This is a genomic window from Streptomyces sp. 3214.6 (assembly GCF_900129855.1).
GTDB lineage: Bacteria > Actinomycetota > Actinomycetes > Streptomycetales > Streptomycetaceae > Streptomyces > Streptomyces soliscabiei.
This window is the reverse complement of sequence record NZ_LT670819.1, coordinates 9042921-9064428: the sequence shown is the minus strand read 5'-3', so window position 1 is coordinate 9064428 and position 21508 is coordinate 9042921. Positions and strand designations below refer to the sequence as shown.

Sequence of the window (21508 nt, the reverse complement as noted above, 5' to 3'; positions counted from 1 at the left end):
GGTCAGTGGGTCAGCGTCCGGCGATCTCGCGCAGTTCGGCGATGGCGTCCTCGGCCGGGTCCCAGAACAAGCCGTTCGTGTCCTCGTCGAGGCCGAGCGCCTGAGTGGCCACGAACTCGATGGTCTGGGTCTGGCCGTCCTTGGCCGCGTCGTGGTCGTTGGCGAGGGTCCAGCCGGTGACGTGCGCGGCCCATCCGGCGACGCACATGGTGGTCCCGCAGTCCGGCTCAGCCGACGGCAGGAGGGCCAGACTCTGGGGGTGGTGGTACCACTCGCCCATGCTGAGCGTGTTGGGCTGGCGCTCGATGGCGTCGAGCACGGCGGCGGCCACTGCGGCGGGGGTCTCGGGGTACGGGGTGACCGTGGTGTCGGTCATCGCAACTCCAGTCGTATGGAACGGCGTTGGAGTAGTGCTGGTGGGACTCGAACCCACGGCCTCAGGACTTATAAGATCCGCGCTCTGCCAACTGAGCTACAGCACCTCGGTGTTCAGTTGTGCGGGCCGCGCCCCGCTGGGCGGGGGAATCGCGGGGCGCGGCCCTGGGTGGCGGCCGGTAGGGGGAGTACGGCCGCCGGTCTGGGGGTCAGGCCTTGCGGAGCAGCAGGAGCCGCTTGTGGGCCTTGGTCTTCAGTTCGTCGTCGGTGCCTTCGAGGAGGGCGGTCGCGCGGGCGATCTCCTCGGTCATCGTTCGGCCGGGGCGTCGGGGGGCGACGTGGTCGAGGTAGTCGGTGATCGTCCGCTCGGCGGCGTAGGCGGTGCGTCCGGCGCGCTGCGTCTCGGTGCGGAACATGGCGTCGAGGCGGTCGGTCCGCTTGGCGTGGCTGGTGCGGGTGCGGTCGGTGGCGTCGTCGTCGAGGGGCCACAGGTCGGCAATCACCTGGTGGAAGTCGCGCAGGGCGATCTCGGTGCGGGCGAGCGCGGTCTCTTCCCCCTCGAACGCCTCGGCGTACTTGAGGCTGAGGCCGAGGGTGCGGCGCGCTTCGGCGAGGTTCTCCAGGCCGCTGGTGGTGTGGCGGATCGCCCAGCGGGAGGCGGCGTCGGCGAGCGCGAAGCGTTCGGTGTTGGCGCAGACGACTCGCCAGGGGGTGACGACCACTTCGGCCTGCGAGGTGGCGTCGTGGCTGTTGATCGCGACGATGAACAACTTGATCTCGTCGTCGAGTCCGCCCCGGTCGATGATGACGGTGTCGGGGATCTGCATGGTGACGAAGACCCGGCGGCCGCCGCGCAGTGCTCCGGCGGACTCCCAGAGCACGCCGTGCAGGTCGGCGAGGTCTTCGAGGAAGTTGAAGATCTGCCGCTGCTGGAAGATCTCGTACCGCTGGCCGACGGTGCCGAGGGCGGCCCCTGTGTCGGAGCGGACGGTGACCCATCGGCCGTCCATCGTCCGGTTGCTGCCGTCGTAGGAGTAGCGGACGGGGACCTTATCGACGTGGAAGTCGATCTGGCCGACGCGCAGCACGGTGTCGATGTCGGAGATGCCGCCGGGGACAACGGTGCCGAGGCCGTGCCAGGCCGGGGTGGACGTGTAGAGGGCGGCGGTGCCGCGCGAGGTGTCGAGTCCGTCGCGGCCGATGACCTCGCCCCGGTCGTAGCCGACGGTCGCGGCGTACGTGCCGTCGGGACGGCGGCGGGCACCTGCCGACTGCATGAGGGCGCGGCGGTCGTTGCTGAACTTTTCGTTGACGTCGGTGGTGCTCACTGGGTCCCCCCTCCGGGGCGGTTGGGTGTCAGGTGCAGGCGATGGAGCGGGTGATGGACTGGCGGCGGACGTGGAACGGGCCGGGCCGCTCGCGCCAGGGGTCGACGAGTGCGAAGCGGATGTCCGGGATGCCGAAGTCGTCCAGCGCGTGGCAGATCGGGCAGGGGCACGGGACGGCCAGCCACAGGCCGTGCAGGTCCTCGATGGAGCCGTGGTAGATGACCAGGTCACCCGGTGCGATCAGGTCGAGTGCGCGAAGCAGCGTGTCGGACATGGCTCCCCCTCTCACGGGTGTCGGGATGGACGGTTAGGGGTGGTTGCGGAGTGCGCCCCTGCTGGGGGTCCACCGCATCGAGTCGCCGCTGCCCGCCCACGCCGTCGTGGGGCGGGGGGTGCGGACGGCCGGGGCGGGAAGCCGGTCGGCGGTGCAGCCGTACCGGTCCCATGCGGCCGTGAGGATGTGCGTCTCGGACGGCTGGTAGGTCATGACCGGGCGGAAGCGGCCGTTGATGAACCGGAACGCCGTGCCGGGCTCACGCCGGTAGGTCTGCCGGTAGATCTCAGCGGCGACCCGGCCGAGCGGAGAGCCGTAGCGCCAGTCGGCAGGGAGGCCGCGCTGAACGAGGTACTCGGCGACGGTGATCCTGCTGTTCGTCGCTGCGTTCATGGCGGCCTCCCCACGGGCGGGTCCTGGGGTGTGAACCTCACCCCCATGTCAAAAATTGTACGAGAAAGTACTACTCACCACAAGCCATGAGTCCCACTTTCTTTGACAACAGCGCACTCTCCCGTACCTGTTGTCGATCAACCGGCGGTGCCCGCTCACGACGCCCGGTTCTGCGTGAGCAGGTACAGGCGCGAACCCTCGTAGCGGGCCGGGCGGCCGGTGTCGTCGTCGGCGCACTCCGGGTTCGCGCACCAGGCGCGCGGCCGGTCGTCGTCGGGCCGGCAGTGGATCGTCGTCTGACCGCAGGCGAGGCAGCGCACGCCGCGCATCTCCCGGGACGGCGACTGGAGACCGAGCACCGTGCGCACGGTGGAATGCCAGACGGCGACCGTGTGCGCCACCTCGGAGACCCGGCCCGTCGCCTCCGCCCCAGCCGGGAGCGCCTTCAACGCCCGGTCCCAGCGCTGCATGTGCGTCGACCCGCGCAGCTCCATGTCGAGGATCCGCCCCTGCGCCTTGATCGCCGTCGACCAGTTCACCGGGGCGAGGGAGGCCGGCGGCCGGGACCCCGGCGTGGAATGGCCGCCCATCTCGCGGGGCTGCGCGGTGCGCAGGGCGAGTTCGTCCAGGCGCGCGATGAGGCCGGGGCCGCCGTCCCCGGGGTGGTCCTCGTCGCCGGTCCAACGGTCCACCAGGTCGGCCACCAGGGCGTCAAGCGTCTGCACGCCGGGCCTCCTCTTCCTCGATGAAGGGGTAGCCGAGGAAGTAGCCCACCCAGGCGGTGACGATGTACGTGTGCGAGCGGCACGGCATGCACACCGCGTAGACACGCCCCTCGTCGATGGAGGGCTGCCGAATCTCCACGCGGCCCCGCTCATCGAGTAGCTGAGTCTCGAAGCGGAAGCTCACGGGCTGCCACTGATGCTGCCCATCCTCGGTATTCGGGCAGTGCGACGCGTCGCCACTTTCCCGGATCGGACAGTGCCTCGTCTGGTCACAGCCCGGCGATCCGCACTCTTCCCAGTGCGGATCGCCGGGGACCCGTGCCCAGCAGTGTCGGTGCTGCTCAGCCACCGGTGCCCTCCCCGTGGTCCCAGCGGATGTTGCGGATGCCGTGTGCGAGGTACGCCGGGCCGAACTGGTCGTACGGCAGCTCGACGCGGGCCTGCGGGTAGATCCGGTAGCGCTCGAGGTCGAAGGTGCACACCGCGTCGGCGCCGCGGCCGTCCGGGTCCTGTTCGTAGCGGACGGGCCAGCGCGCTACGAGTCGCCGGGCGTACCAGCGGCGGGCGTGACGTTTCTTCCACGTCTGCCAGGTCGAGGCCGGCACCTCGTACGGGACCCGGGTGCGCCTGGTGAGCTGCACGGGCGGCAGGTCGTCGGCGAGGATCTTCGTCCGCAACTGGAACAGGTACTGGCCGAAGAGTTCGCGCTGCACCCGGACGTCCAGGTCGAGGAAGAGCTCTTCGCTGGCGAGGAACTGTTGCGCGTACTGCTTGAAGGTCAGGACGAGGCGGTCCTCTTGGAACAAGGTTCAGGCCTTCCCGTGGTTCAGGATCTGCTCGGCCGCCGACCACGTGGCGCACGGCCACGCGACGATCGAGCCGTGGATGGAGCAGGCGGCGCACAGTGCGCCGGGCTTCGTGGGGTCGGCGTGCGGCTGCGGCCGGTGGCCATCGCGGAGAGCGGCGAGCTCGGTGCGTATCCGCGTCACCTCGCTGCACGCATGGCTACCGGCCACGAGCGCATGTCGGATGCTTTCCATTACGGCGGCGGCCTGCTGCATGTCGGGGTGGGTGCCTGGCTCGCGCAGGCTGATCTGTAGGTAGCCGATGGTCGCCGCGGTGATGGTGCTGGTGGCCGTTTTCAGGTTGAACGGCTTCATCGCCGAGGTGGGGTCGAAGGGCAGTTCAGGCATCGGTCGTCTCCTGTCCGGCCACGGTGTTCCCGCGCTTGGGGTTCTTCGGTCGCTCGGCCTCGAAGGAGACGATGACCTCGTCGTCGGAGGCGGTGATGTGGATGTCGCCGGTGCGCTTGCCGTGGGCGGCCTGCGTGGCGCGCGCCTCGACGGCGACGGCGACGGTCTTCTCGACCTCGGTGTGGTGGGCGGGGCTCTTCAGTGCCCACTCGTGGCGGTCGATCGTGATGACGCGGTGGTCAGCGTCCATCGGTTTGCTCCTTGCTTCGTCGTGCTCGCCAGACGCGGCAGCACCAGCCGCACACGTCGCCAGCGTCGGGGTAGAGGGTGCCGCTGCCCTGTTGGGGTTCGGACCCGTTGAGGGAGCGGCGCAGGCCGGGGCAGTCGGCGTAGATGTGGTCGGTCGGTCCGCCGGGGGCGAGGTACCAGGGCTCGACGCCGTTCTCGGGGCCGTGCCGGTCCCGGAGGTCGGCGTCCGCGAAGCCGAGCGCGACCTCCAGCACGGTCGGGTGATTGGCGATCACGTCCGCGGGATGCGGTGCGCTCACAGGTGCGTCTCCCCGCGAGCGAGCGCCCGGTTGGCCTGTTGCTCGGCGGCACGCTCGGCGACGTCGTAGCCCAGGTACGTGGTGAGCCGGCCGAGGACGGCATGGGCGACGGCACGGCGGTCCGCGCCCTCGTTCGGCGACGTGTCGGCGGGGTCTGCGTGGCAGAAGCAGAGGCAGGGTGCGGCGCACACCTTGCACTGCGCGGGCGTCTTCGCTCCCGCTTTACCGGTCTCGGACTGGCAGTACTCGTGGCCGGTGCGGCCGTCGGGAAGGCGCGTGTCGCCGTGCAGGCAGCCGGTCGACAGGTAGGTGTGCCCGGTCGTACCCGCCACCTGGGCAGCAATGTCCACGAGGTCGAGCAGCAGCGCGGTGGGCACCAGCTGGTCGCCGGGCCATTCGACGCGGGCACCGTAGTAGCCCTTCAGGAGGTGATCCATCGACGTCGCGGCCGTGGCGAGCCCGTACTCGGGATCGTCGACGACGTACACGCGGCCGGAGGGGAATTCCGCGCCGTCGTAGATCCGGCCGTCGTAGTGGAGGCGGAAGCCGCGGGTGAAGGCGGGTCGCATGGTGGGTCCTTCGTTCGGGTTCGTCACTCGCCGCACCTCGTGCAGGCGAGTGCTTCGAGCTCGGCGCAGACGACGCAGGTCGCCTCGACGTCGTCTCCGACCCAGTCCACGTCGGTGACGTCGGAGCCGCACAGAGCGAGGTTCGGGTTGCAGCAGACGACGTGGGTGAAGGAGTCGTCACCCGAGTCGCGAAGGGCAACTGGCTCGGGTGCGAGGGCGGTCACCTGGTCTCACCTGCCGCGCGCTTCAGCTGCTCGTACAGGAAGCTCCCGCTGTGCCGGTCGTCGATGCGGCCGTCCCCGCCCGGGCTCGGGACGGTGGCGCCGTTGATGGCGCTGGCCACCGCCAGCGCCGGACACGGCAGCTTCAGCGGGTTGCGCTGTCCGTCGCAGTAGCCGCAGTCGTTGTCGGGCAGATGGAGCGTCGCGGCGTCCTCGAGCCAGCGGATGAGGGGCTCCCGGGCGCGCAGCAGCACTCGGATCATCTCCAGCAGCTCACGGCTGTTGCAGTCGACGAGGAAGCCCTCACAGTTTCGGTTGTCGCGGAGCCGGGCGGCCGCCGTACGGAGTTCTTCAGTGGGGGTGCTCACCGGTCACCGCCCGTCGTGCTCAGCCACTCGGGAGCGGGGGCCACCTTGAGGACTGCCGTGCGGTCCTGGGAGGCGGCGAACTCTGGCGCGTCGGGGTCGACGTACTTCCGCCCCTGCTCGTCGTACAAGTAGGCGGTGTACCGGATGACCATGCCGAATGCCGAGTCCTCGATGACCATCTCCGAGTCCAGCGGGACGTCCCTTGGGTCGATGCCGTTCAGGCGTAGCCAGCCCTGTACGGCATGCAGGCCGTCCGGCTGGCCGATCACCTTGTCCCACAGCTCGTGGCAGTCGATGACGAGACGCTTACCCACGGCCGCTCACCTCTTCCATCTGCTCGTCGGGGTGCGGCCGGGTCGGGTGCGGCCGCAGGTGTACGAAGCCGGGCGGCAGACTCGCGTCACGGACCAGCGGGACGTCGAAGATGCTGCCGATCTGGCCCGTGCTGACCGGCACCTCCAGGCGGCCGCTGAGCTGCGCTCGCAGGCTGGCGGTGAGCTGGTCGAGGGTTCCGGGCTCGGCGGCGATCTGCTGCACGGGCTCGAAGGTGACGACGATGAACCTCACGACCGGGTCACCTCCAGGCGTCGCCGGCCTCCGCGGTCCTGTTGCGTGGGCACGACGTGGTAGCCAGCGGCGCGCAACTCGGCCGTGAGGGCCTCGAGCTGGTCGGCCTCGCCGGGGCCGTCGTAGAAGACGTGGACGTGCCGGGGCCCGGCCTGGGCGACGCGGAAGCCGGGGTCCCACTCGCCCGCCTCGAACTCGCTGAACGGGTGGCCCTGGTCGATGAGGAGCCGCTCGACGCTGGCGGCCTTGATACGGCGCGGCATGCTCAGGGCCTCCCGTCGGACTGGCGGGCCTCGGCAGCTGCCTTGACGGCATCCCACAGCGCGGCGTGCGGCCAGAGGACCTGGTGAACGGCCGCCGCCGTCACCCGGTCGGGCACAGCGGGCTCGCATGCGGGCCAGTCCCGGGGGACGGCTTCGCGTAGCTGCTCCAGGAGGCGTTCGGCTTCGCGAGCGCGCGCGGCCCACTGCCGGGCCTGGTCAACGGCACGCTCCCGGGCCCGGGCCTCGCGCATCGCCTCTTCGAGGTGATCGAGGCCGAGCCGGTCATGACCGCCGAGCCAGCTCATGGCCCGGCTCATGTGCTGGAGGGTCGAGCGGGCACCGGCGAGTTCGCTGCGGAACCACTGCATCTGGTTCCGCAGCTGCTCGTTGGTCGCGTCGGGCTGGAGTCCCTCGCGCACGGTCAGGCCTCCATCTCGTGCGGGAGGCGGCAGCGCGTCTCTGGCTCGGCCAGCTGCTCGTCGAGGCTTCCGCCGCTGGCGAGCACCGCCTGGACGCGGGTGTGCTCCTGGCGGATGTGCCCGGGAAGGTCGCTGCTGGGGAACATGGGCGCGCCGGTGCAGTACGGGCAGAACCGGACAGCCTCGTCGGTGCCGAGCGCTTCCTGGATCCGAAAGACGAACGAAGCGAGCTGGCTGCCAGGCAGGGCCCACTTCCGGGCATCGGCTACGACGGATCGCACACCTTCGATCGCGGCCACCGTCTTCTCCAGCTCGCGGCACGCCGCCATCAGCCAGCCGTGCACATCCGCCGGCCCGTCGCTCATGTCGATGCCCAGCACCCGCAGGGCGGCGGTGAGTTCGCTGAAGTCGATGGCCAGGGACGGTTCACTGCCCTCGGGACAGCCTCCCTCTCCCGGGTTCGAGCAGCTGCTCGCGGCCCGACCGTCCTGGGCCTCTCCGTCGACGACCCGGTACATGGCCACGGTGTCGGACCAGTGGAAGCCGTGCTCGTCGATGTGGTCGCCGCGGTGCTGCGCTGCCCGGATGCACAGTCGCGTCTCCACGCCGTTGAGGTACTGCGCGGAGCACTCGGCAGCGGCGGCGGCCCCCTCCTTCGCCAGGCGGCCGCGGAGTTCGTCCGCCCACACTGGTTCCGGCCCGGTCCATGGGATGACAGGCTCCGTCGGCGGGTGGGCGGCTCCGATCGGGCTGAACTCTGTGCCGTCAGCCGTTTCGTGTTCGTCGTGGAGTCCGCGCTTGATGCATGGGCCCCCGGCGACGATGCCGCCGGATGTGGGCTCCAGATAGGCGTCACACGTGGCTGAGTCGTCCAGGACCTCGCGGAGTTCGACGCCGGCGGTCCGGACGAGGAAGTTCGCGGAGCCGTGGGCGCCCTGCCAGCGGTAGGCGAGCGCGAAGGCCCGGCCGACGGCGTCCCGCCAGCGGTCGCGCTGCTTCAGCAGTTGCTCGACGACCGGCATGACGGCGTCGGCGAGTTCGGGCAGGTGTCCCTTGATCTCGGTCGCCCGGGGGACGCTTCCGAGACCCATCAGCGGCTTGTACTCCGTGTGTACCTGAAGTGCGGCATCGCGCAGTGCCCGTTCGATCTGCCGGTGCAGGTACGCCCGTTCTCCCTCGGCACCGAGGATGGACGCGGGGACGTCGAACGCCCCGATGACGGTGTCTACGAGCTCGCACCGGGCGGCGGCCACCTCGTCGGCCCACAGGATGCGCGTGCGACCGCCGTGCCCGTGGACGCGTTCGAACGGCTGGGCACCCTTGTTGTGCCAGACGTCGGTCTTCGGCTCGTGCATGGGCGGCTGGTCGAGCCAGTGGGTGGCCACCCAGCCGTCGGAGAACTGGACGCCTTCGGCGACGACGCCTTCGCCGGAGATGCCGCTCACGTCCTCGTCGCGCTGGACGACGAAGGCCCTCGGGAAGGGGGGATGGGTCATGCCTCGGCCGCCTTCTCGAAGCGGGAGGCGATGGCCTCGAAGCTGTCGCGCTCGGCCGTGTACTCGGCGACGTACTTGGCGCTCTTCTCGGCCCATTCGGAGCCGCGGCGCTCGCCGATCTGCGTCCACTGGTCGACGCTCGCCTGCGCTGCCTGAGCGAGCCGACGGGCCGCCTCGACAACCGCGGCGGGGGTGGCCCATGTGCCATCGGTGACGACTTCGCGGTCCTCGTACCGACACTCGGACACGTAGGCCTCGACGGTGACGAGGCGCATGAAAGCGCGGCGGTCGTAGAAGGCGGCCTTGTAGAAGACGGCGACGCGTCGGCGCCCCAGTTCATCGGCGACGTACGACCACATGTCGTGGTCGGACCTCTGACGTTTCCAGCCTTCGGGCAGCGTGGCGGGGCGGAACAGTGGGTCGGCCGGGTCGGGTTCGCCGAAGGTGATGCCGACGGCTTCGAAGTCGGCGTCGCTGGCGCCGTTCATGTCGCTGGGCAGGCGGTCTGAGTTGACGAGCTGTGCCTGCCCGGAGCGTTCCTGCTCGGCGATGGCCCGATCCGTACCGCCGGGTCCCAGGGACACAGCGAGAAACAGCAGAGCGTTCCCAGGATCCTTCATGCTCTCGGACGTGTTCTCGATCATCGCGAGGTTCCTTGGGGTTGGGGCGCAGCGGTGCGCTGGCGCGGGATGGGCAGGGTGAGAGTGGTCTCGGTCTCGGGGTCGAGCAGCTTCACCAGGGGGATCTGCTCGGTGTCGTCGTCCGGCAGCGCGACGGCGGCCGGGGAGGCGAGGGCGACTTCGGCGCCGTTTTGGCGGGTGCCCCAACCGGTGCGGGCGCAGGTGGCCATGCCGTACCAGCGCATCGCGCGGAGCACCGTCCAGGAGCCGACTACGGCGAGCGGCATCAGCAGCCAGGTAGACACGCGGGCTCGGAAGGTGTCGTCGCTGCGGGCGATGGACAGGAACCGCAGGGCCTGCGCCCAGCCGATCAGGAACGGCACGACGAGGAACGAGGCCGGCGGGGTGCGGCCGTAGACCAGCGGCTCGACGACGACCAGCCAGCCGAGGACGGCCGTGGACAGGGCGACCTGGAACCAGCGCAGCAGGTGCGCCCAGTACGCCCAGCCGGACAGGGGCAGGTAGCGGAAGCGCCACACGGAGCGGATGGTGGAGCCGCGCATCCACCGCATGTACATGCGCAGGAAGTGCGAGGTCCGCTCCGGGAGCGCGGTGAACACCACCGCGGTCGGCTGCTGCACCGCCCGGCCGCGCAGCAGCGCGTACAGGGTGAGCAGCGAGTCGTCGGAGAACATCACGGGCCGGCCGAGGAACGTCTCGCCGAGGTAGCTGTCGAGGTTGTCGCGTACGACTGCGGCCCTGTAGGCAGCCAGAGGACCGGAGTTGACGAGGACGCTGCCCATGGAGGACAGGGCGGACCGGTCGGTGAGCTGGCCGGTGACGAACCACAGGTCGGTGATGCGGGTGAGGAGGTTTGCCCGGTGGTTGGTGGCGAGGACGATCCCGGCGACGGACTGCACGGTGCGGCGGGTGAACGGCAGGAGGAGTTCCTCGAGCGCGTTCGGTGCGAGGCAGGAGTCCGAGTCGACGGTGACGTAGATGTCTGCGTCGGGGCTGGCGGCGACGGCGGCGGCCTGTGCGTGCCGCTTGCCCTGGTTGGGGGTGCGCTGCCAGCTGGTGGTGATCCCGGCGATCTTCGCGGCCTGCGTCCACCAGGTGCGCACGGTGGTGTAGTCGCCGCTGGTGGATCCGTCGTCGACGACGTGGACCGTGTTGGGGCGCCGGGTCTGCGCGAGGAGGGATTCCAGGCCGAGCCGCAGATAGCCAGCGTCTTCGTTGTAGACGGGCAGGAGCACGGCGACGTGCAGTGCGTCCAGTTGGCGGCGGGCGCGGGGGGTGGGCCGGTGGGGGCGCTCGCAGTGGTACATGAGGGTTTGTGCGAGCAGCAGGACGAACGTGGACGCCCACACGGCGGCGAGGCGGGAGCCGGTGGCGTCGCCTGCGGCCTCGACGCCGTGGTGGACGGCCCAGGCTGCGGCCAGTGTCAGGCAGATCGCGCCGGTGAGGAGGATGCCCGATCGGTGTCGGTGGGCGGTGAGGGGTCTGTTCATCGCTGGCCTGCCTTGCGGCCCGGGCGGAAGCCGACGCGTATGCAGATCGCGCCGACGGCGACGACGGTGAGGGCGGCGGCGAGCAGCCACCAGCCGGTGATGACGGTGGTGCCGATGACGAGGGCTCCGGCTGCGGTGCCGGTGCGGGCGAGCTGGTCGGACATGGGTTACTCCGTGGTGTGGTCGGGGGTGCCGAGTGCTTCGATGGCTCGGCAGGTGGAGAGGTCGGCGGCGGCCGCCGCGCGGGCCGCCCGGGCTGCGCGGCGGCGCTCCCGCCGGGCGTCGTGGATCTCGGTGAGGCGGGTGACGGCGGCGTGGACGGCGAGGGCCAGGCCGACGAAGACGATGAGGCCGAAGGCCATGGACAGGCCTCCGATCGCGCCGACGACGTACACCTGGGTGGGTGTCATCGCTGCCTCCGCTGGTCGCGGCCGGCAGCGATGAGCGCGTGCAGGGCTCCGCCGGAGAACATCGCCGCGCAGATCAGCAGGCCGAGGGCGTAGTTGGTCTGCTCCCGGTATGCGGCGTCGGCACCACCGAGCACGCAGGCGAGGGCCAGCAGGCCGCAGAACCAGGCGTCAGGCAGCCCGAAGGCGAGGCCGATCAGAGCGGGCGTTCCGACGGCGAAGGCCGCCATCATCAGCGTGGACATCAGGTCGCTTCCGGGGGTTCGTAGGTGTCGAGGGGCGGGAGGGTGTCGATCGAGCGGACGCGACCGCCGACCTTGATCGCTTGGCCTTGGGCGATGACCGCCGCCTGCTCCAGGTCGGCTTCGTCCGGGGGCTCTTCAGCGCACGGGCAGTAGCCGTAGGCGTCGCAGCCGCCGCGCGGGCAGACCCACGTCACGAGGCCGCGTGCAGGTTCGGCAGGAGACCGAGCCGCTCGCGGACGCGCTGGACCTGGGGGACGCTGACGGCCATACGGCGCGCGATCTGCAGATCGCTGAACCCTGCCGCCCACAGCCGGTAGACCCGCCGCTCGTGCGGCGTGTCCCCCTTCGCCGGCGGCTGCTTGGCCCGCTGGTTCTTGGTCGTATCTGCGGGCGGCTCGGGTGCGGGAGCGATCTCAGGCTGTGGCTCGGCTGGCCCGGTTTCCGTGGTCGCACGGTTGAGGCGGTCGCGGCGGACTTCGGCGCTCCAGCAGTCGGGGTCGACGCGGTCGCCGTGCCACAGGTGGCGCAGGAGCGCGTTCTGCGTGCCGCACTTCGGCGGTACGTCGGTGAAGACGAGTGCCGGATGGGTGCTGTGGCCCGGCGCGGTAGCGTCCATGCGCCACCGCTCGTGCGCGGTGAGCCCGGCGACGACACCATCCCTGCGATCCTTCGAGACGCCTCGCTCCAGGCCTTGGACGTGGGCGAGGCATTGGGTGCGGACAGGGCAGCGCACGACGCAGATGATGCGTGCCTCGTGCTCATGCTTGGTCTCGGAGAACGTCTCGGGCTTCTCGTTGCGGCAGGCCATCGCCTCCATCCAGTCGTGGCGGTGGGCGCGCGTGTCGGGCACTGCTCCGGTGTAGGCCATGGCTCACTGACCAGCGGCCGTGTTCTTGGAGCCCTTGGGGGCCTTGCGGATGGTGACCTTGCGGTCGCGCCGGCGCACGGCGTCGGCTAGATGGTCGGACACCCGGAAGCGCACGACCTGGTGAGCAGGCGAGGTGAACATCTCGCCGGTCTGCGGATTGCGGCGCTGGGCTCGCTTCAACCGGTGCGCGACGAAGGTGACGAAGTTGGTGATCGCGACGTCGTGACCGGAGGCGTTCGCGCGGGCGATGGCGTCGAAGGTGGCCATCACGGTGTCGCGCACGACGTCGGTGGTGCGGCCCGTGTCGGCGGCCACGATCTCGATCAGTCTGGTCGTGGTCACTCGGGCTTCGATGGGGGTGGGCTTCTTCTTCAACGGATGCTCCTGGGTGGGAGGCGCGGGGCCGGTCAGCCCCGCGCCGGGCTGGTCAGCAGGTGGGGTCGGCCGGGACGACGGCGATCGCGGCGTACGGGTAGTCGCCGTGGTAGGCGATGTAGAGCCGGTTGCCGTGGTCGCACTTCGTGGCGGCGTTGGAGAACCCGTCAGGCATGCGGATCAGGTCCGCCGGAGCGCCGTTGTCCTTGCCGGAGCGGGGCGCGTCCTTGAAGGGCTCGGAGAACTTGCTGCTGCATCCGCCGAGCAGCAGGAAGGCCAGGGCGATGAGGACGACTGCGGTCGCGCGCAGGGGGCGGCGCCTCACCGGAGGAGGCCCTTCGCGCGGGCTGCTCCCAGCCACGTGCCGAATTCCTTGGTGATGCCGTCGTACAGCTCGGCGTCGGGAAGGTTCAGTGGCCGGGCTCCAGCGTGGAAGTAGCTCGCGTTGTCGACGAGGCGGCCGCCCATCTTGTCCAGCTGCTTCAGGAAGCCGACCTGACTGTGGCCGTAGCCGACGAACGACCAGAAGATGGGCAGCTTGGAGGCCTGCGCGAGCTGGAGCCGGGTCGGCGGCCTCCGCGTTCAGGTAGTGCTCGATGACAGCGCGCATGGCGATCGCGTACTGCGTGCCGCCCATCGTGCGTTCGCCGCCGTGCAGTTGGTGCTGCTGGTCGACGACGCCCTCGTACTGGTCGAGGCTGACCTCGACGAGGGGATAGGGCCGCGAGTCGAACAGCACCAGCGGCACGCAGCCGTCGTCGTCCACGTTCACGGACAGGCCGAGGGCCTGATCCGCGAGGTGCTGCACGCTGCCGTCGCGGAAGTAGTCGCGCATCGAGCCGGAGCGGTCGACCACGAGGTACACCGCGGCCCGCTGCCCGGCCAGGCCGTTCTTCTCCAGGGAGACGGTGGCGGTCTTGGCGAGGGAGACAAGGCCGGCGGGGACCTTGTCGAAGCTGATCGCAGGGGTGTGGGTGGCGGCTGGGGCCGTGGGGGTGTTGCGCTTGAACAAGGGTCTCTCTTCTCTGTGATGTTGCCGCGCCCGCCGCCGGGCCGGTGTCATCCGGGCGGCGGGCGCGGGGCTGGGTCAGCTCGGCTCGGCAGCCGGGCTGTGGGCGATCGGCGCCATGTGCAGCGGCACGGCCACCGAAGACGGCACGGGGCTCGGTGGGGGCGCGATGGCCTTCACGGGCGTCAGCGGCCGGATCGCGGTGGCGTTAGACAGCGCCGCCCTCAGGCTCCGGTTGGTCTCGCGCAGCTGCTTGGCCTCGTCTTCGGCGTCCTTGACGAGCTGTTCGGCTTTGCCGAGGTTCGCCCTCAAGCCGTCGCGGTCGACCGTGACGGCCTCGAGCTCGGACGTCACCGCGGCCAGCTTGCAGGCCAGTTCCTCAACCTGCCCTGCGGCTCGGGCGGCTTCAGCGCGCAGCTTTGAGCGGGGCGCGACGTACCGGTGCAGTCCCCGGCCGGCGGGAGCGATCGCGTAAACGACGACGGCCGTCCCTCCGCAGCCGAGAATGAGGAAGGCGTAGGCGATCACGTGGTGCCGTCCTTGACCGGGAAGAGGCCGAACGGCTGCTCCACGTCGAGAGTCGGGCCACCGGTGGCCAGCCGGAGCTCCCGGTATGCGCCCTCGTTGGCGGCCTGGAGGTCGGCGAGTCTCTGCTCCAGGCTGCGGTTGATGTCGTGGGCTTGTGCGAGCTGGGCGCGCAGGTGGCGGATCTGGACGTCGGCGAAGTACGTGCGCAGGCGGCGAACGAAGAGGGGCGCGGTCATCCGGTCCTCCTGGTGGTGTTGGTGGTGGCCTCGTCGAGGCGGCGGGAGAAGGCGTCGAAGTCCTCGGTGAGGCCGGAGGCGATGGAGGCCGCGAAGTCGCTGGGCAGGCGGGAGTCCGAGCGCGTGTACCGGACCCACAGGTCGGCCCCGTCCTGGGTGACCAAGGTGCGGCCCTCGAAGGCCCCGGCGGGCCGGTAGGCGGGCGCCTTCTCACCGGTGCGGACCTGAAGCGCCGCCGACTGGGCGCTCGCGCTGCTGCCGTACGTTCCGGCGAGAACCCACTGACCGGGCATCTGCCGAGCCTGGTCGGCGGCGTGCTGGTGGTCGACCCGTGGACGGGCGTTGGGGCGGCTCACTGCTGACCACCCGCCTGGATGGCAGGGGCCTGGCCCGGCGAGAGAGTGAGCATGCGGTGCCCCTCGAAGGGCTCACGAGGCAGCAGCTCCCCCTGCCCGGGCGGTACAGGGATGGGGCGCGGGGTCGGGTCGGGGTCGTCCTCACCGCGGAACGCGGTGCAGACGTACTGCGTCGAGCGGGAGTACAGGCCGTTCTCGTCGCGCGGACCATCCACGAACTGCGCCGGGGTGCGACCCATCAGTGTGATGAGGACCAGGGGGCAGCCGTTCGCGTCGTCGCCCTGCCGGGCCGGCTTGTCGTGGATGCAGCGGTCGCAGTTCGCGGCCATCCACGAGTAGCCCTCGTCTCCGTTGGAGAAGGCCGGCCTGTCGCGGGACTCGGCGTAGAGCCGGTCGTAGTCGTCGGGGCTCACCGCTGGCCACCTCGCAGGCTGGAGGGGGTCCGGATGACGTGCTCGCGCAGGACGCCAGCAGCCACGGTGTAGTCCTGGGCACGGCTCCAGTTGGCGTCGGGGAAGGCGTCCCGCAGGACCATCGCGGCCTGGTGGTGGAGGCCGCCGTCGTACACGGGGATCTCGCGGCCGTGGGTGCCGATGACCATGGCCACCCACTTCTTGCCCTCCGGCCAGGTGACGCGGGTGATGCGGACTTCCTTCACCGCGCGCCCGAACAGCGTGTGCAGCTGCTCGTCGAGGGAGCGCCGCGTCTTGGCGCTCGCCTTCATCTCCGGGGCCTGGGTGCTCACGCGTCACCGCCAGGGTGGAAGCAGGCTCGGACGTCGTTGAGGAGCTGCTGGTGGGCGGCGATCGTCGCCGGGGGCCAGCGGTGCTCGGGTCCGGCGTGGGCCTCGCGGAACCAGCGATCGCACACGGCGAGCAGCAGGACCTCGCGGTCGGCGTCGCGCGCGGCCTGGCCCCCGTCTGCGGGGGTGACCGCCTCGGGGTGGTCGGCGGCGAGGCGGGCGAAGGCGTCCTCGAGGGCCGGGGACTCCAGCGCGTATCGGTCGGGGTCGGACAGCGGCAGCGCGTCGTGCAGGCGGGTGAAGTAGGCGGCCTGCGTACGGCGGGAGTGCCGGAGCTGGAAGGCGGCCCAGCGCTCGCGGAAGCTGGCGTGCGGGCGGTGCGGGGTGGTGCGACGGCCGATGTGCACCGTTGCGGTCATCGCCATCGCCTCCCTTCAGGTGTCAGTCGGATCGGTGTGGTGCAGGGCCGCACGTACGGCTGCGGCTCCGCGTTGGGCGGTGTCGGGTGCGGGAGGCCGGCGGCGGTGTCGCCACGGCTCTGGCACCCCTGCGAGCAGGTCGGGCGGTTCGGCTTCCGGGTCGGCGATCAGCTGGGCGATCGCGACGACCAAGCGGCCGAAGCTCATGTCCTCCCGGCAGCGGACCTGTGCGAGGACGTCGCGCAGGAGCTCGGGGGACCAGTCCGGCCGGGCGGCCTCAGCGAGGGCGAGCAGCTGGGGTGTGGCCGGTCGGGGGACGTCTGTGTTGGTCATCGGTGCCTCCCGGGCGGGTGCTCGGGGCGGGCGGCGGCCAGCTGGTAGGGGGCAGTGATGCCGAGTTGTCGTTCGCGCTCGTCGAGTTCGCGTTCGAGTCGGCGCAGGGCGGCTGTGGCAGTGCGGGTGTGGGCGCAGGCGGCGCACTCCTGGCCGGTGTGCCAGAGGCGGCCGGCCTCGCAGGCGGCCAGGCCGCAGCCGCGCCGGACGATGGCCGCGCCGAGCAGCCAGCGGCCCGGGTCGCGGATGGTGTCCGTGGTGGCGAACCGGAACTCCAGCCGCCTGCGAAGCCGCTGCGGTTCCTGGCCCTCGTCGAGCTGGCGGCCGATCTCCCGGGCCAGCGCGCGGACCACGTACGGCGGCAGGCCCGGCAACAGGCTCTTCACCGGTTCGAGGACTCGCCAGATCCGCGGAGCGAGACTCAGCTGCGGCCCGGCGTACGGGCGGCGGTACGCGGCGGGAAGCGGAGGGTTTTCCACAGCCCCTCGCGCTACTACCTGCTCTCGCCTACGGCGGATACCCAAGACGGCAGTGGGCGGTTGATCATCCGGTGAGTCAGTCTGGTGGTGATCCTCTAGTAGCGATCCCTCACCAAGATCCCCACCCGATCCCTCTCCAGAGTCCGCAGTCAGCACGTCCTGGAGAGGCTCGTCGTGCACGGTGTAGACGTGACGGCCCCGGTACCCGGCACGCCGCTCGACGCTGATCCAGCCCAGGTCTTCGAGGCCGCGAAGGATCCGCCGCACAGACCGCGGGTCCAGGGACTCGCCAGCCTTCTTGCCCGACCGGTGGCGCAGAACGCGCCCCAGCTCGGCGAGCGTGATGTGCACGCCGGTAGCCGTGGCGTAGCTGAGTGACGCATAGCAACGCAGCTGGCGCGGGCTGAGCGACTCGCTGGCGCGCGTCGGCACCCAACCGCCGTGCTCACGGGTCCAATCGGTGGCGCGGATCCGGCGCACCGCCGTCTCACCGTCGCCGCCGGGGAGCGTGCGCCGCTGGCTCGTCAGCTCCACCACGTCGTCGGCCGGGTCCGGACGCATCAGCTGCGTCAGGGCCCGCTCGACGGTGGAGCGCGCCAGGCCGAGCAGCCCAGAGAGGTAGGCAACCCCCGCCTCGCAGCCGGTCGTACGCCGGTCCAGAGCCGCAATCTTGACGTACACGGACACGGTGGCGTCGCTATACGAGCCGACGATCACACGCAGCGGCACGCGGACTTTCTGAGGCATGGGGTCACCTCCCTTCAGGCTGGGCGGGTTAGGTCATGGGCGCCTCATGGGCGCGTGATGGGTGTCAGGAGTCGTCGTCGCCGTGATCGCGGGCGGTGTTGAGGACCGCAGTGAGACCTTCGGCAAGTGCCTGCATCTCGTGCCGGACCTCGGTGAGCGTCAGCTCGGGTCCGTGGACCAGGCGCTGGGCGTACTCGCGCCAGTGGGCGAGGCCGGCGCGCAGGCGGGCGGTCTCGATGTAGGCGAGCATTCCGCCGGTCAACCGCAGTGTGCTGTCGCTGAGTTCGAGTTGGCCGTCGTCGTCGAGCGTTCCGCGTGCGGTTCGCTGGAGGTGGAGGAAGCGCTGCGCCTCGCGGACGGAGCCTTCCTGCTCCTTGTTGGGCAGCTCCAGGCCGACGATGCGGACCTTGACGCTCGGCTCCTTCTCGGTGCCGGGTGCGGGCTCGACTCGCTCGATGTGCGCGAACTCGATGATGGCCATGCGGCGGCTGCCGGGCGCGTCGTACATCGGCCGGACATGCGACTCCAGCGCCTCCTGAGCGCTCGCCGAGACCTTGGCGTCAAACTTCAACTGCGTCACGGGGTGGGCTCCTTGAGGAAGTCGGTGAGGCGCCAGACCTTGATGACGGCGCCGGGGGTGCGGAGGGAGTCGCCCCAGAGCACGTAGACCTTGGAGGCGGACAGAGTGGCGACGACGCTGTCGTCGGCGAGGACCCCGGCGTCCTTCAGCGCGTCCTGGGTGGAGCGCACGAGCTTGTCCAGGTCAGGGGTGCCGGTCGGGTACGGGGGCGCGGAAGCCTTCAGGAGGCCGGCGTTCTTCCCGGTGCCGAAGTGGTGCTTCGGGCGGCGCAGGCTGAACTGCACGTCCAGCCACACCGCGCCGCTCAGGGCGACCCATGCCTCGTCGTGGAGCAGCGCGTCCAGGGCGGCCGTCTTCACGTCCTGACGCCACGGCCTCACCTTCGCCGACGACTCATACAGGGCCCCGGCCGCGTTGCGGTTCTTCGAGCCCTGAGGGGCTGGCGTGCCGTAGACGGTCAGATGGAGAGCGGGAGCGGTCATCAGGACCCACCTCCCATCCGCTGGAGGTGCCAACGGTCACCGCACTGGACGGGCCGGTGGTGCCGGCCGGGGAACATGCCCTTCGCGGCGCGCTTGGCGTCTCGGCGAGACAGATAGCTCGCCCTTCCGCAGTCGACGCAGTGGCCGACCGCCAAGTAGCGGGGCGGCCCGTTGAAGTCTCGGATCGCGGTGTTCACGGCGTCGCACCGCCGTTCGCGCGTCGGTCCAGCTCGTCGGCGGCGCAGGAGAGCACGGCCATCGAGGTGTCCCGGCTGAGGCCCTGCACCATGCCCAGGCCGCCGACCCAGGACGACGCGTACAGCAGAACAGCCGCGATGTCCCCGGCGGCCAGGCCGGTCGCCTGGGAGATGTCGTCGGCGAGGCCTTCACCCCAGTGGCCGGCCATGCGGACGATGCGGGAGTCTTCCTGCCGTCGGCGGCTCTCGCGGACGATGTCGAGGGCTGCCTGATAGGTCCACTCGTCGGCCGTCAAGGCTCGGATGCCGCGCGACGCCAGCTGCTGGATGGCTGCGTCAACTTCGGGGGCGCTCACTCCTGCTCACCGCCCTCGGAGCCCTCGCGCGAGCGGGATCCGGGCTGCGTGGTCTCCGGCCAAGCGGCGGCCGACGGCGGCTGCTCACCGCCGTGGGACTGGTCGTCGCGGGCGATGACGGTTCCTCGGATGACCGGCGGCGCAGACGAGCCGTCGTCGAGGTCGTCGTCCATCTCGACCAACTCGGCGAGTTCCGTAGACGTCGGAACGACCTTCCGCAGGCGCAGCACGCAGGACTTGGCCCACATGGCGTCGAAGTCGGTGTGCCAAGGTGAGTCCTTGGTGTTCTGCCTCTCGGCCTTCTTGAACGCCTTGGAGTACTTGTTCCGGATCTGCTCGGCCTGGGACCGGTTGAGGATGATGACCTGGGAGCGGCGGCCATCGATCCACGCGAAGGCGTAGGCGAGGATCACGGGGCCGCGCTCTTCGTCGGACAGGTCGATGCGCGGCTTGTGGAAGAAGTCCTTCGGCGACGGCTCGGTGGGCGTGTAGTCCCACTGGTCCCGCTCCCGCACCCACCCGAAATGCACGGAGTCGACGCGCGGATGGCGGTACATCAGCTCGATCAGACCCTGGTACATCGGCTGGAACGTCGCGGTCTCGCCGTACGGGATGATCGCTGCCTGTCGGCCGTCCGGCTCCAGACCGAAGCGGGCACAGGCCAGGAACGCCTGATGGACGCTGGCGTGCGTACAGCGCTCCAGGCTCGGCATCACGGCCAGTGCGACGCTCATGAAGTGCGCGCGGTCGACGTGCCGGGGCAGCGCGTCCGTGAAGTAGGCCGCGCGGCTCTGGAGCCATTGCAGGGCCGTGTCGCTGACGGCGAGGTCGGTGACCGCAGCCTGCTCGGGCTGCTGATCATCGGCTCCGTCGGTGGCCGCCTTCAGGCGGCCCTTCAGGTCAGACATCGGTCATCCCTCCGAGGGCGTACGCAGGACGCGCGCCCGGTACTTGCGGTAGGTCTCGGGTTGGTCTGCGGCGAGCCGGTCGGCGTCGACTGCCGAGACCAGTTGGGTGTACTGGGCGGCCAGTTCGGGCATCTCGTCGCGGAAACGGGCGTGGGCGAACTGGCCGTTCTGCCGCCAGGTGAAGACCGGCTTGCCGCCCACGGTGACGACCTCGGCGTCCCCGGCGAGCTGCCGCATGCGGTTCTCGACCTCGGTGAGCTCGGTCTCCAGCCGGGACTGCCGCTCCTTCAGTTCGCGGCGGCGCTGGTTCAGGAACATCGCCTCGACCGGGTCGACCTCGACGGCGGCTTCCTCCCGGGCGTCCCAAAGCTGGGCGAGGAGCTCAGTGGTGGCGTGCGAGCCGTCGGCCTTCGGCGGGATGCCAGGCAGCACGTGGTCGTGCCAGAAGCGGTCGACGGCATCAGCGAGGAGCCCGCACAGTTCTTCGTCCCGCTCCAGGCGGAACCATTCGAGGTCGTCATCGATGAGCCCAGCAACGTAGGCGAACCGGTAGCCCGTGACGGTCAGGTACCAGTGGGCCTGGATGGCGGGGCGGTCCGGGGCTTCGTCGCCGTGCCAGCCCTCGGTGCGGGCGGAGCGCCAGGTACGCGTCTTGCACTCCAGCACTCCCAGTCCGTCTCCGGCTTGGTCGTCGGGGGCGACGGCCAGCCGGTCCGGGTTGGCGATCCAGTGCGGGTGGTCGACGTGCTGGAGAGTGCCCGGCGAATCGAGAACGGTCAGGCCGGATTCCTCGGCGAAGAACTCGGCGACGAGCCCTTCGAGCCGGTGACCGCGCCGGGCGGATCGCTCCAGCCGCCGGTCTCGCTCGGGGCGTGCTTGGCCGGTCTTCTCCAGCCAGACACGCAGGGCACCCCCGTGCCCATCCATGCCAAGGATCGCGGCGACGTCGCTTCCGCCAGCCCCGCCTTGGCGTGCAGCGTGCCAGGCGTCCTCGGGAGCACCGGCGGGCAGCAGCAGGCGGGCTGTTGGGGTGACCGGGCCGGAAGCGGTGCGAGCCGCCTCCGGCCCGGCCTGGTACCCGTACGGCGCAGGTCGGGTCTCAGGTGCCTGCTTCACTCGCGGCTCCTCTCCGGCCTTCGCTCCCGCAGCACCGGTCCTGTCGTCGGTGGCGGGTGACGTGAACGACGTACGGGGGGCAGGGGCCCTGTCCGGCGCAGACGGGATCTTGGGAGCGCGAGCAACGCGGATGGCGCGCTCCTCCTCCGTCTTCGCTTCCTCGGTCCTTTGGGCGTCGGACGACGTTGACGCCGGACAGGGGGTCGAGTTCGCGCCCGGCGCAGGCAGCGTCACCGGGGCGGCTTCGGTCTGCCC

General features: G+C 70.6%; 40 protein-coding genes and 1 tRNA gene. All 41 read right to left on the bottom strand.

The features are described from left to right. Nucleotides 1-10: 10 nt before the first annotated feature. The gene (locus tag B5557_RS40895; protein ID WP_079664251.1) at nucleotides 11-376 is read right to left on the bottom strand and encodes a hypothetical protein; all 366 of its coding nucleotides are present in this window, start codon (nucleotides 374-376) and stop codon (nucleotides 11-13) included. Nucleotides 377-408: 32 nt separating this feature from the next. Beyond that, a tRNA-Ile gene (locus B5557_RS40890) sits at nucleotides 409-482 on the bottom strand. A gap of 102 nt (nucleotides 483-584) precedes the next feature. After that, nucleotides 585-1703, bottom strand: a complete 1119-nt coding sequence (locus B5557_RS40885) for a DUF932 domain-containing protein (protein ID WP_079664250.1) — start codon at nucleotides 1701-1703, stop codon at nucleotides 585-587. A 28-nt stretch (nucleotides 1704-1731) separates the two neighbouring features. Further along, nucleotides 1732-1977, bottom strand: a complete 246-nt coding sequence (locus tag B5557_RS40880; RefSeq protein ID WP_079664249.1) for a hypothetical protein — start codon at nucleotides 1975-1977, stop codon at nucleotides 1732-1734. A 33-nt stretch (nucleotides 1978-2010) separates the two neighbouring features. Further along, nucleotides 2011-2370: a hypothetical protein gene (locus B5557_RS40875; protein ID WP_079664248.1), complete on the bottom strand. Its 360-nt coding sequence runs from the start codon at nucleotides 2368-2370 to the stop codon at nucleotides 2011-2013. Between the two features lie 155 nt (nucleotides 2371-2525). Next, nucleotides 2526-3095 (bottom strand): hypothetical protein, encoded by a 570-nt coding sequence (locus B5557_RS40870; protein ID WP_079664247.1) that lies wholly within the window; start codon nucleotides 3093-3095, stop codon nucleotides 2526-2528. Further along, a complete protein-coding gene (locus B5557_RS40865; protein WP_159424492.1) occupies nucleotides 3082-3234 on the bottom strand; it encodes a hypothetical protein in 153 nt (50 codons plus the stop codon). The genes B5557_RS40870 and B5557_RS40865 overlap by 14 nt, the downstream gene beginning before the upstream one ends. Before the next feature lie 202 nt (nucleotides 3235-3436). Further along, the gene (locus B5557_RS40860; protein WP_079664245.1) at nucleotides 3437-3901 is read right to left on the bottom strand and encodes a hypothetical protein; all 465 of its coding nucleotides are present in this window, start codon (nucleotides 3899-3901) and stop codon (nucleotides 3437-3439) included. Between the two features lie 3 nt (nucleotides 3902-3904). Beyond that, complete coding sequence (locus B5557_RS40855; RefSeq protein ID WP_079664244.1) at nucleotides 3905-4288, bottom strand: hypothetical protein; 384 nt, start codon at nucleotides 4286-4288, stop codon at nucleotides 3905-3907. After that, a complete protein-coding gene (locus B5557_RS40850; protein WP_079664243.1) occupies nucleotides 4281-4538 on the bottom strand; it encodes a hypothetical protein in 258 nt (85 codons plus the stop codon). Before B5557_RS40850 ends, B5557_RS40855 begins: the two co-directional genes overlap by 8 nt. After that, nucleotides 4528-4836, bottom strand: a complete 309-nt coding sequence (locus B5557_RS40845; protein ID WP_079664242.1) for a hypothetical protein — start codon at nucleotides 4834-4836, stop codon at nucleotides 4528-4530. Before B5557_RS40845 ends, B5557_RS40850 begins: the two co-directional genes overlap by 11 nt. After that, nucleotides 4833-5405, bottom strand: coding sequence for a hypothetical protein (locus B5557_RS40840; protein WP_159424491.1), 573 nt, complete (start codon nucleotides 5403-5405; stop codon nucleotides 4833-4835). Before B5557_RS40840 ends, B5557_RS40845 begins: the two co-directional genes overlap by 4 nt. 23 nt (nucleotides 5406-5428) lie before the next feature. Further along, nucleotides 5429-5629, bottom strand: a complete 201-nt coding sequence (locus B5557_RS40835) for a hypothetical protein (protein ID WP_079664240.1) — start codon at nucleotides 5627-5629, stop codon at nucleotides 5429-5431. After that, nucleotides 5626-5994: a hypothetical protein gene (locus tag B5557_RS40830; RefSeq protein ID WP_079664239.1), complete on the bottom strand. Its 369-nt coding sequence runs from the start codon at nucleotides 5992-5994 to the stop codon at nucleotides 5626-5628. The genes B5557_RS40835 and B5557_RS40830 overlap by 4 nt, the downstream gene beginning before the upstream one ends. Then, nucleotides 5991-6308, bottom strand: coding sequence for a hypothetical protein (locus B5557_RS40825; protein ID WP_079664238.1), 318 nt, complete (start codon nucleotides 6306-6308; stop codon nucleotides 5991-5993). The genes B5557_RS40830 and B5557_RS40825 overlap by 4 nt, the downstream gene beginning before the upstream one ends. After that, nucleotides 6301-6561, bottom strand: coding sequence for a hypothetical protein (locus B5557_RS40820; protein WP_079664237.1), 261 nt, complete (start codon nucleotides 6559-6561; stop codon nucleotides 6301-6303). The genes B5557_RS40825 and B5557_RS40820 overlap by 8 nt, the downstream gene beginning before the upstream one ends. Then, on the bottom strand, nucleotides 6558-6824 hold the full coding sequence (locus tag B5557_RS40815; protein ID WP_079664236.1) for a hypothetical protein: 267 nt from the start codon (nucleotides 6822-6824) through the stop codon (nucleotides 6558-6560). Before B5557_RS40815 ends, B5557_RS40820 begins: the two co-directional genes overlap by 4 nt. A gap of 2 nt (nucleotides 6825-6826) precedes the next feature. Further along, nucleotides 6827-7243 carry a hypothetical protein gene (locus tag B5557_RS40810; RefSeq protein WP_079664235.1) on the bottom strand — a complete coding sequence of 139 codons (417 nt, stop codon included), beginning with the start codon at nucleotides 7241-7243 and terminating at the stop codon, nucleotides 6827-6829. 2 nt (nucleotides 7244-7245) lie between these two features. Continuing rightward, a complete protein-coding gene (locus B5557_RS40805) occupies nucleotides 7246-8739 on the bottom strand; it encodes a hypothetical protein (protein WP_079664234.1) in 1494 nt (497 codons plus the stop codon). Next, nucleotides 8736-9383, bottom strand: a complete 648-nt coding sequence (locus B5557_RS40800; protein ID WP_079664233.1) for a hypothetical protein — start codon at nucleotides 9381-9383, stop codon at nucleotides 8736-8738. Before B5557_RS40800 ends, B5557_RS40805 begins: the two co-directional genes overlap by 4 nt. Then, complete coding sequence (locus tag B5557_RS40795; protein WP_079664232.1) at nucleotides 9380-10870, bottom strand: glycosyltransferase; 1491 nt, start codon at nucleotides 10868-10870, stop codon at nucleotides 9380-9382. The genes B5557_RS40800 and B5557_RS40795 overlap by 4 nt, the downstream gene beginning before the upstream one ends. Further along, entirely contained in the window at nucleotides 10867-11034 is a 168-nt protein-coding gene (locus B5557_RS44040; RefSeq protein WP_159424490.1) for a hypothetical protein, read from the bottom strand. Before B5557_RS44040 ends, B5557_RS40795 begins: the two co-directional genes overlap by 4 nt. Before the next feature lie 3 nt (nucleotides 11035-11037). Beyond that, nucleotides 11038-11280 carry a hypothetical protein gene (locus B5557_RS40790; RefSeq protein WP_079664231.1) on the bottom strand — a complete coding sequence of 81 codons (243 nt, stop codon included), beginning with the start codon at nucleotides 11278-11280 and terminating at the stop codon, nucleotides 11038-11040. Beyond that, nucleotides 11277-11522 (bottom strand): hypothetical protein, encoded by a 246-nt coding sequence (locus B5557_RS40785; protein WP_079664230.1) that lies wholly within the window; start codon nucleotides 11520-11522, stop codon nucleotides 11277-11279. The genes B5557_RS40790 and B5557_RS40785 overlap by 4 nt, the downstream gene beginning before the upstream one ends. Beyond that, nucleotides 11522-11716 (bottom strand): hypothetical protein, encoded by a 195-nt coding sequence (locus tag B5557_RS40780; protein ID WP_079664229.1) that lies wholly within the window; start codon nucleotides 11714-11716, stop codon nucleotides 11522-11524. The genes B5557_RS40785 and B5557_RS40780 overlap by 1 nt, the downstream gene beginning before the upstream one ends. Then, on the bottom strand, nucleotides 11713-12372 hold the full coding sequence (locus tag B5557_RS40775) for a WhiB family transcriptional regulator (protein WP_159424489.1): 660 nt from the start codon (nucleotides 12370-12372) through the stop codon (nucleotides 11713-11715). The genes B5557_RS40780 and B5557_RS40775 overlap by 4 nt, the downstream gene beginning before the upstream one ends. Before the next feature lie 21 nt (nucleotides 12373-12393). Next, entirely contained in the window at nucleotides 12394-12732 is a 339-nt protein-coding gene (locus tag B5557_RS40770) for an HU family DNA-binding protein (protein ID WP_159424488.1), read from the bottom strand. An 85-nt stretch (nucleotides 12733-12817) separates the two neighbouring features. Further along, nucleotides 12818-13777 (bottom strand): VWA domain-containing protein, encoded by a 960-nt coding sequence (locus B5557_RS40760; protein WP_443031318.1) that lies wholly within the window; start codon nucleotides 13775-13777, stop codon nucleotides 12818-12820. A gap of 75 nt (nucleotides 13778-13852) precedes the next feature. Next, a complete protein-coding gene (locus tag B5557_RS40755; protein WP_079664225.1) occupies nucleotides 13853-14302 on the bottom strand; it encodes a hypothetical protein in 450 nt (149 codons plus the stop codon). After that, nucleotides 14299-14538: a hypothetical protein gene (locus B5557_RS40750; RefSeq protein WP_079664224.1), complete on the bottom strand. Its 240-nt coding sequence runs from the start codon at nucleotides 14536-14538 to the stop codon at nucleotides 14299-14301. The genes B5557_RS40755 and B5557_RS40750 overlap by 4 nt, the downstream gene beginning before the upstream one ends. Next, on the bottom strand, nucleotides 14535-14894 hold the full coding sequence (locus tag B5557_RS40745) for a hypothetical protein (RefSeq protein WP_079664223.1): 360 nt from the start codon (nucleotides 14892-14894) through the stop codon (nucleotides 14535-14537). The genes B5557_RS40750 and B5557_RS40745 overlap by 4 nt, the downstream gene beginning before the upstream one ends. Further along, on the bottom strand, nucleotides 14891-15307 hold the full coding sequence (locus B5557_RS40740; protein WP_079664222.1) for a hypothetical protein: 417 nt from the start codon (nucleotides 15305-15307) through the stop codon (nucleotides 14891-14893). The genes B5557_RS40745 and B5557_RS40740 overlap by 4 nt, the downstream gene beginning before the upstream one ends. Further along, the gene (locus B5557_RS40735) at nucleotides 15304-15639 is read right to left on the bottom strand and encodes a hypothetical protein (protein WP_079664221.1); all 336 of its coding nucleotides are present in this window, start codon (nucleotides 15637-15639) and stop codon (nucleotides 15304-15306) included. Before B5557_RS40735 ends, B5557_RS40740 begins: the two co-directional genes overlap by 4 nt. Further along, nucleotides 15636-16055 (bottom strand): hypothetical protein, encoded by a 420-nt coding sequence (locus B5557_RS40730; protein WP_159424487.1) that lies wholly within the window; start codon nucleotides 16053-16055, stop codon nucleotides 15636-15638. The genes B5557_RS40735 and B5557_RS40730 overlap by 4 nt, the downstream gene beginning before the upstream one ends. Before the next feature lie 15 nt (nucleotides 16056-16070). Further along, nucleotides 16071-16388 (bottom strand): hypothetical protein, encoded by a 318-nt coding sequence (locus tag B5557_RS40725; RefSeq protein ID WP_079664219.1) that lies wholly within the window; start codon nucleotides 16386-16388, stop codon nucleotides 16071-16073. After that, nucleotides 16385-17614: a hypothetical protein gene (locus tag B5557_RS40720; protein ID WP_079664218.1), complete on the bottom strand. Its 1230-nt coding sequence runs from the start codon at nucleotides 17612-17614 to the stop codon at nucleotides 16385-16387. Before B5557_RS40720 ends, B5557_RS40725 begins: the two co-directional genes overlap by 4 nt. Nucleotides 17615-17678: 64 nt before the next feature. Next, on the bottom strand, nucleotides 17679-18194 hold the full coding sequence (locus B5557_RS40715; RefSeq protein ID WP_079664217.1) for a hypothetical protein: 516 nt from the start codon (nucleotides 18192-18194) through the stop codon (nucleotides 17679-17681). Continuing rightward, entirely contained in the window at nucleotides 18191-18676 is a 486-nt protein-coding gene (locus B5557_RS40710; RefSeq protein WP_079664216.1) for a RusA family crossover junction endodeoxyribonuclease, read from the bottom strand. Before B5557_RS40710 ends, B5557_RS40715 begins: the two co-directional genes overlap by 4 nt. A gap of 193 nt (nucleotides 18677-18869) precedes the next feature. Beyond that, nucleotides 18870-19229, bottom strand: coding sequence for a hypothetical protein (locus B5557_RS40705; RefSeq protein WP_079664215.1), 360 nt, complete (start codon nucleotides 19227-19229; stop codon nucleotides 18870-18872). After that, nucleotides 19226-20137, bottom strand: a complete 912-nt coding sequence (locus B5557_RS40700) for a recombinase RecT (protein ID WP_079664214.1) — start codon at nucleotides 20135-20137, stop codon at nucleotides 19226-19228. The genes B5557_RS40705 and B5557_RS40700 overlap by 4 nt, the downstream gene beginning before the upstream one ends. 3 nt (nucleotides 20138-20140) lie before the next feature. Further along, entirely contained in the window at nucleotides 20141-21253 is a 1113-nt protein-coding gene (locus B5557_RS40695) for a YqaJ viral recombinase family nuclease (protein WP_159424486.1), read from the bottom strand. Nucleotides 21254-21508 lie beyond the last annotated feature (255 nt).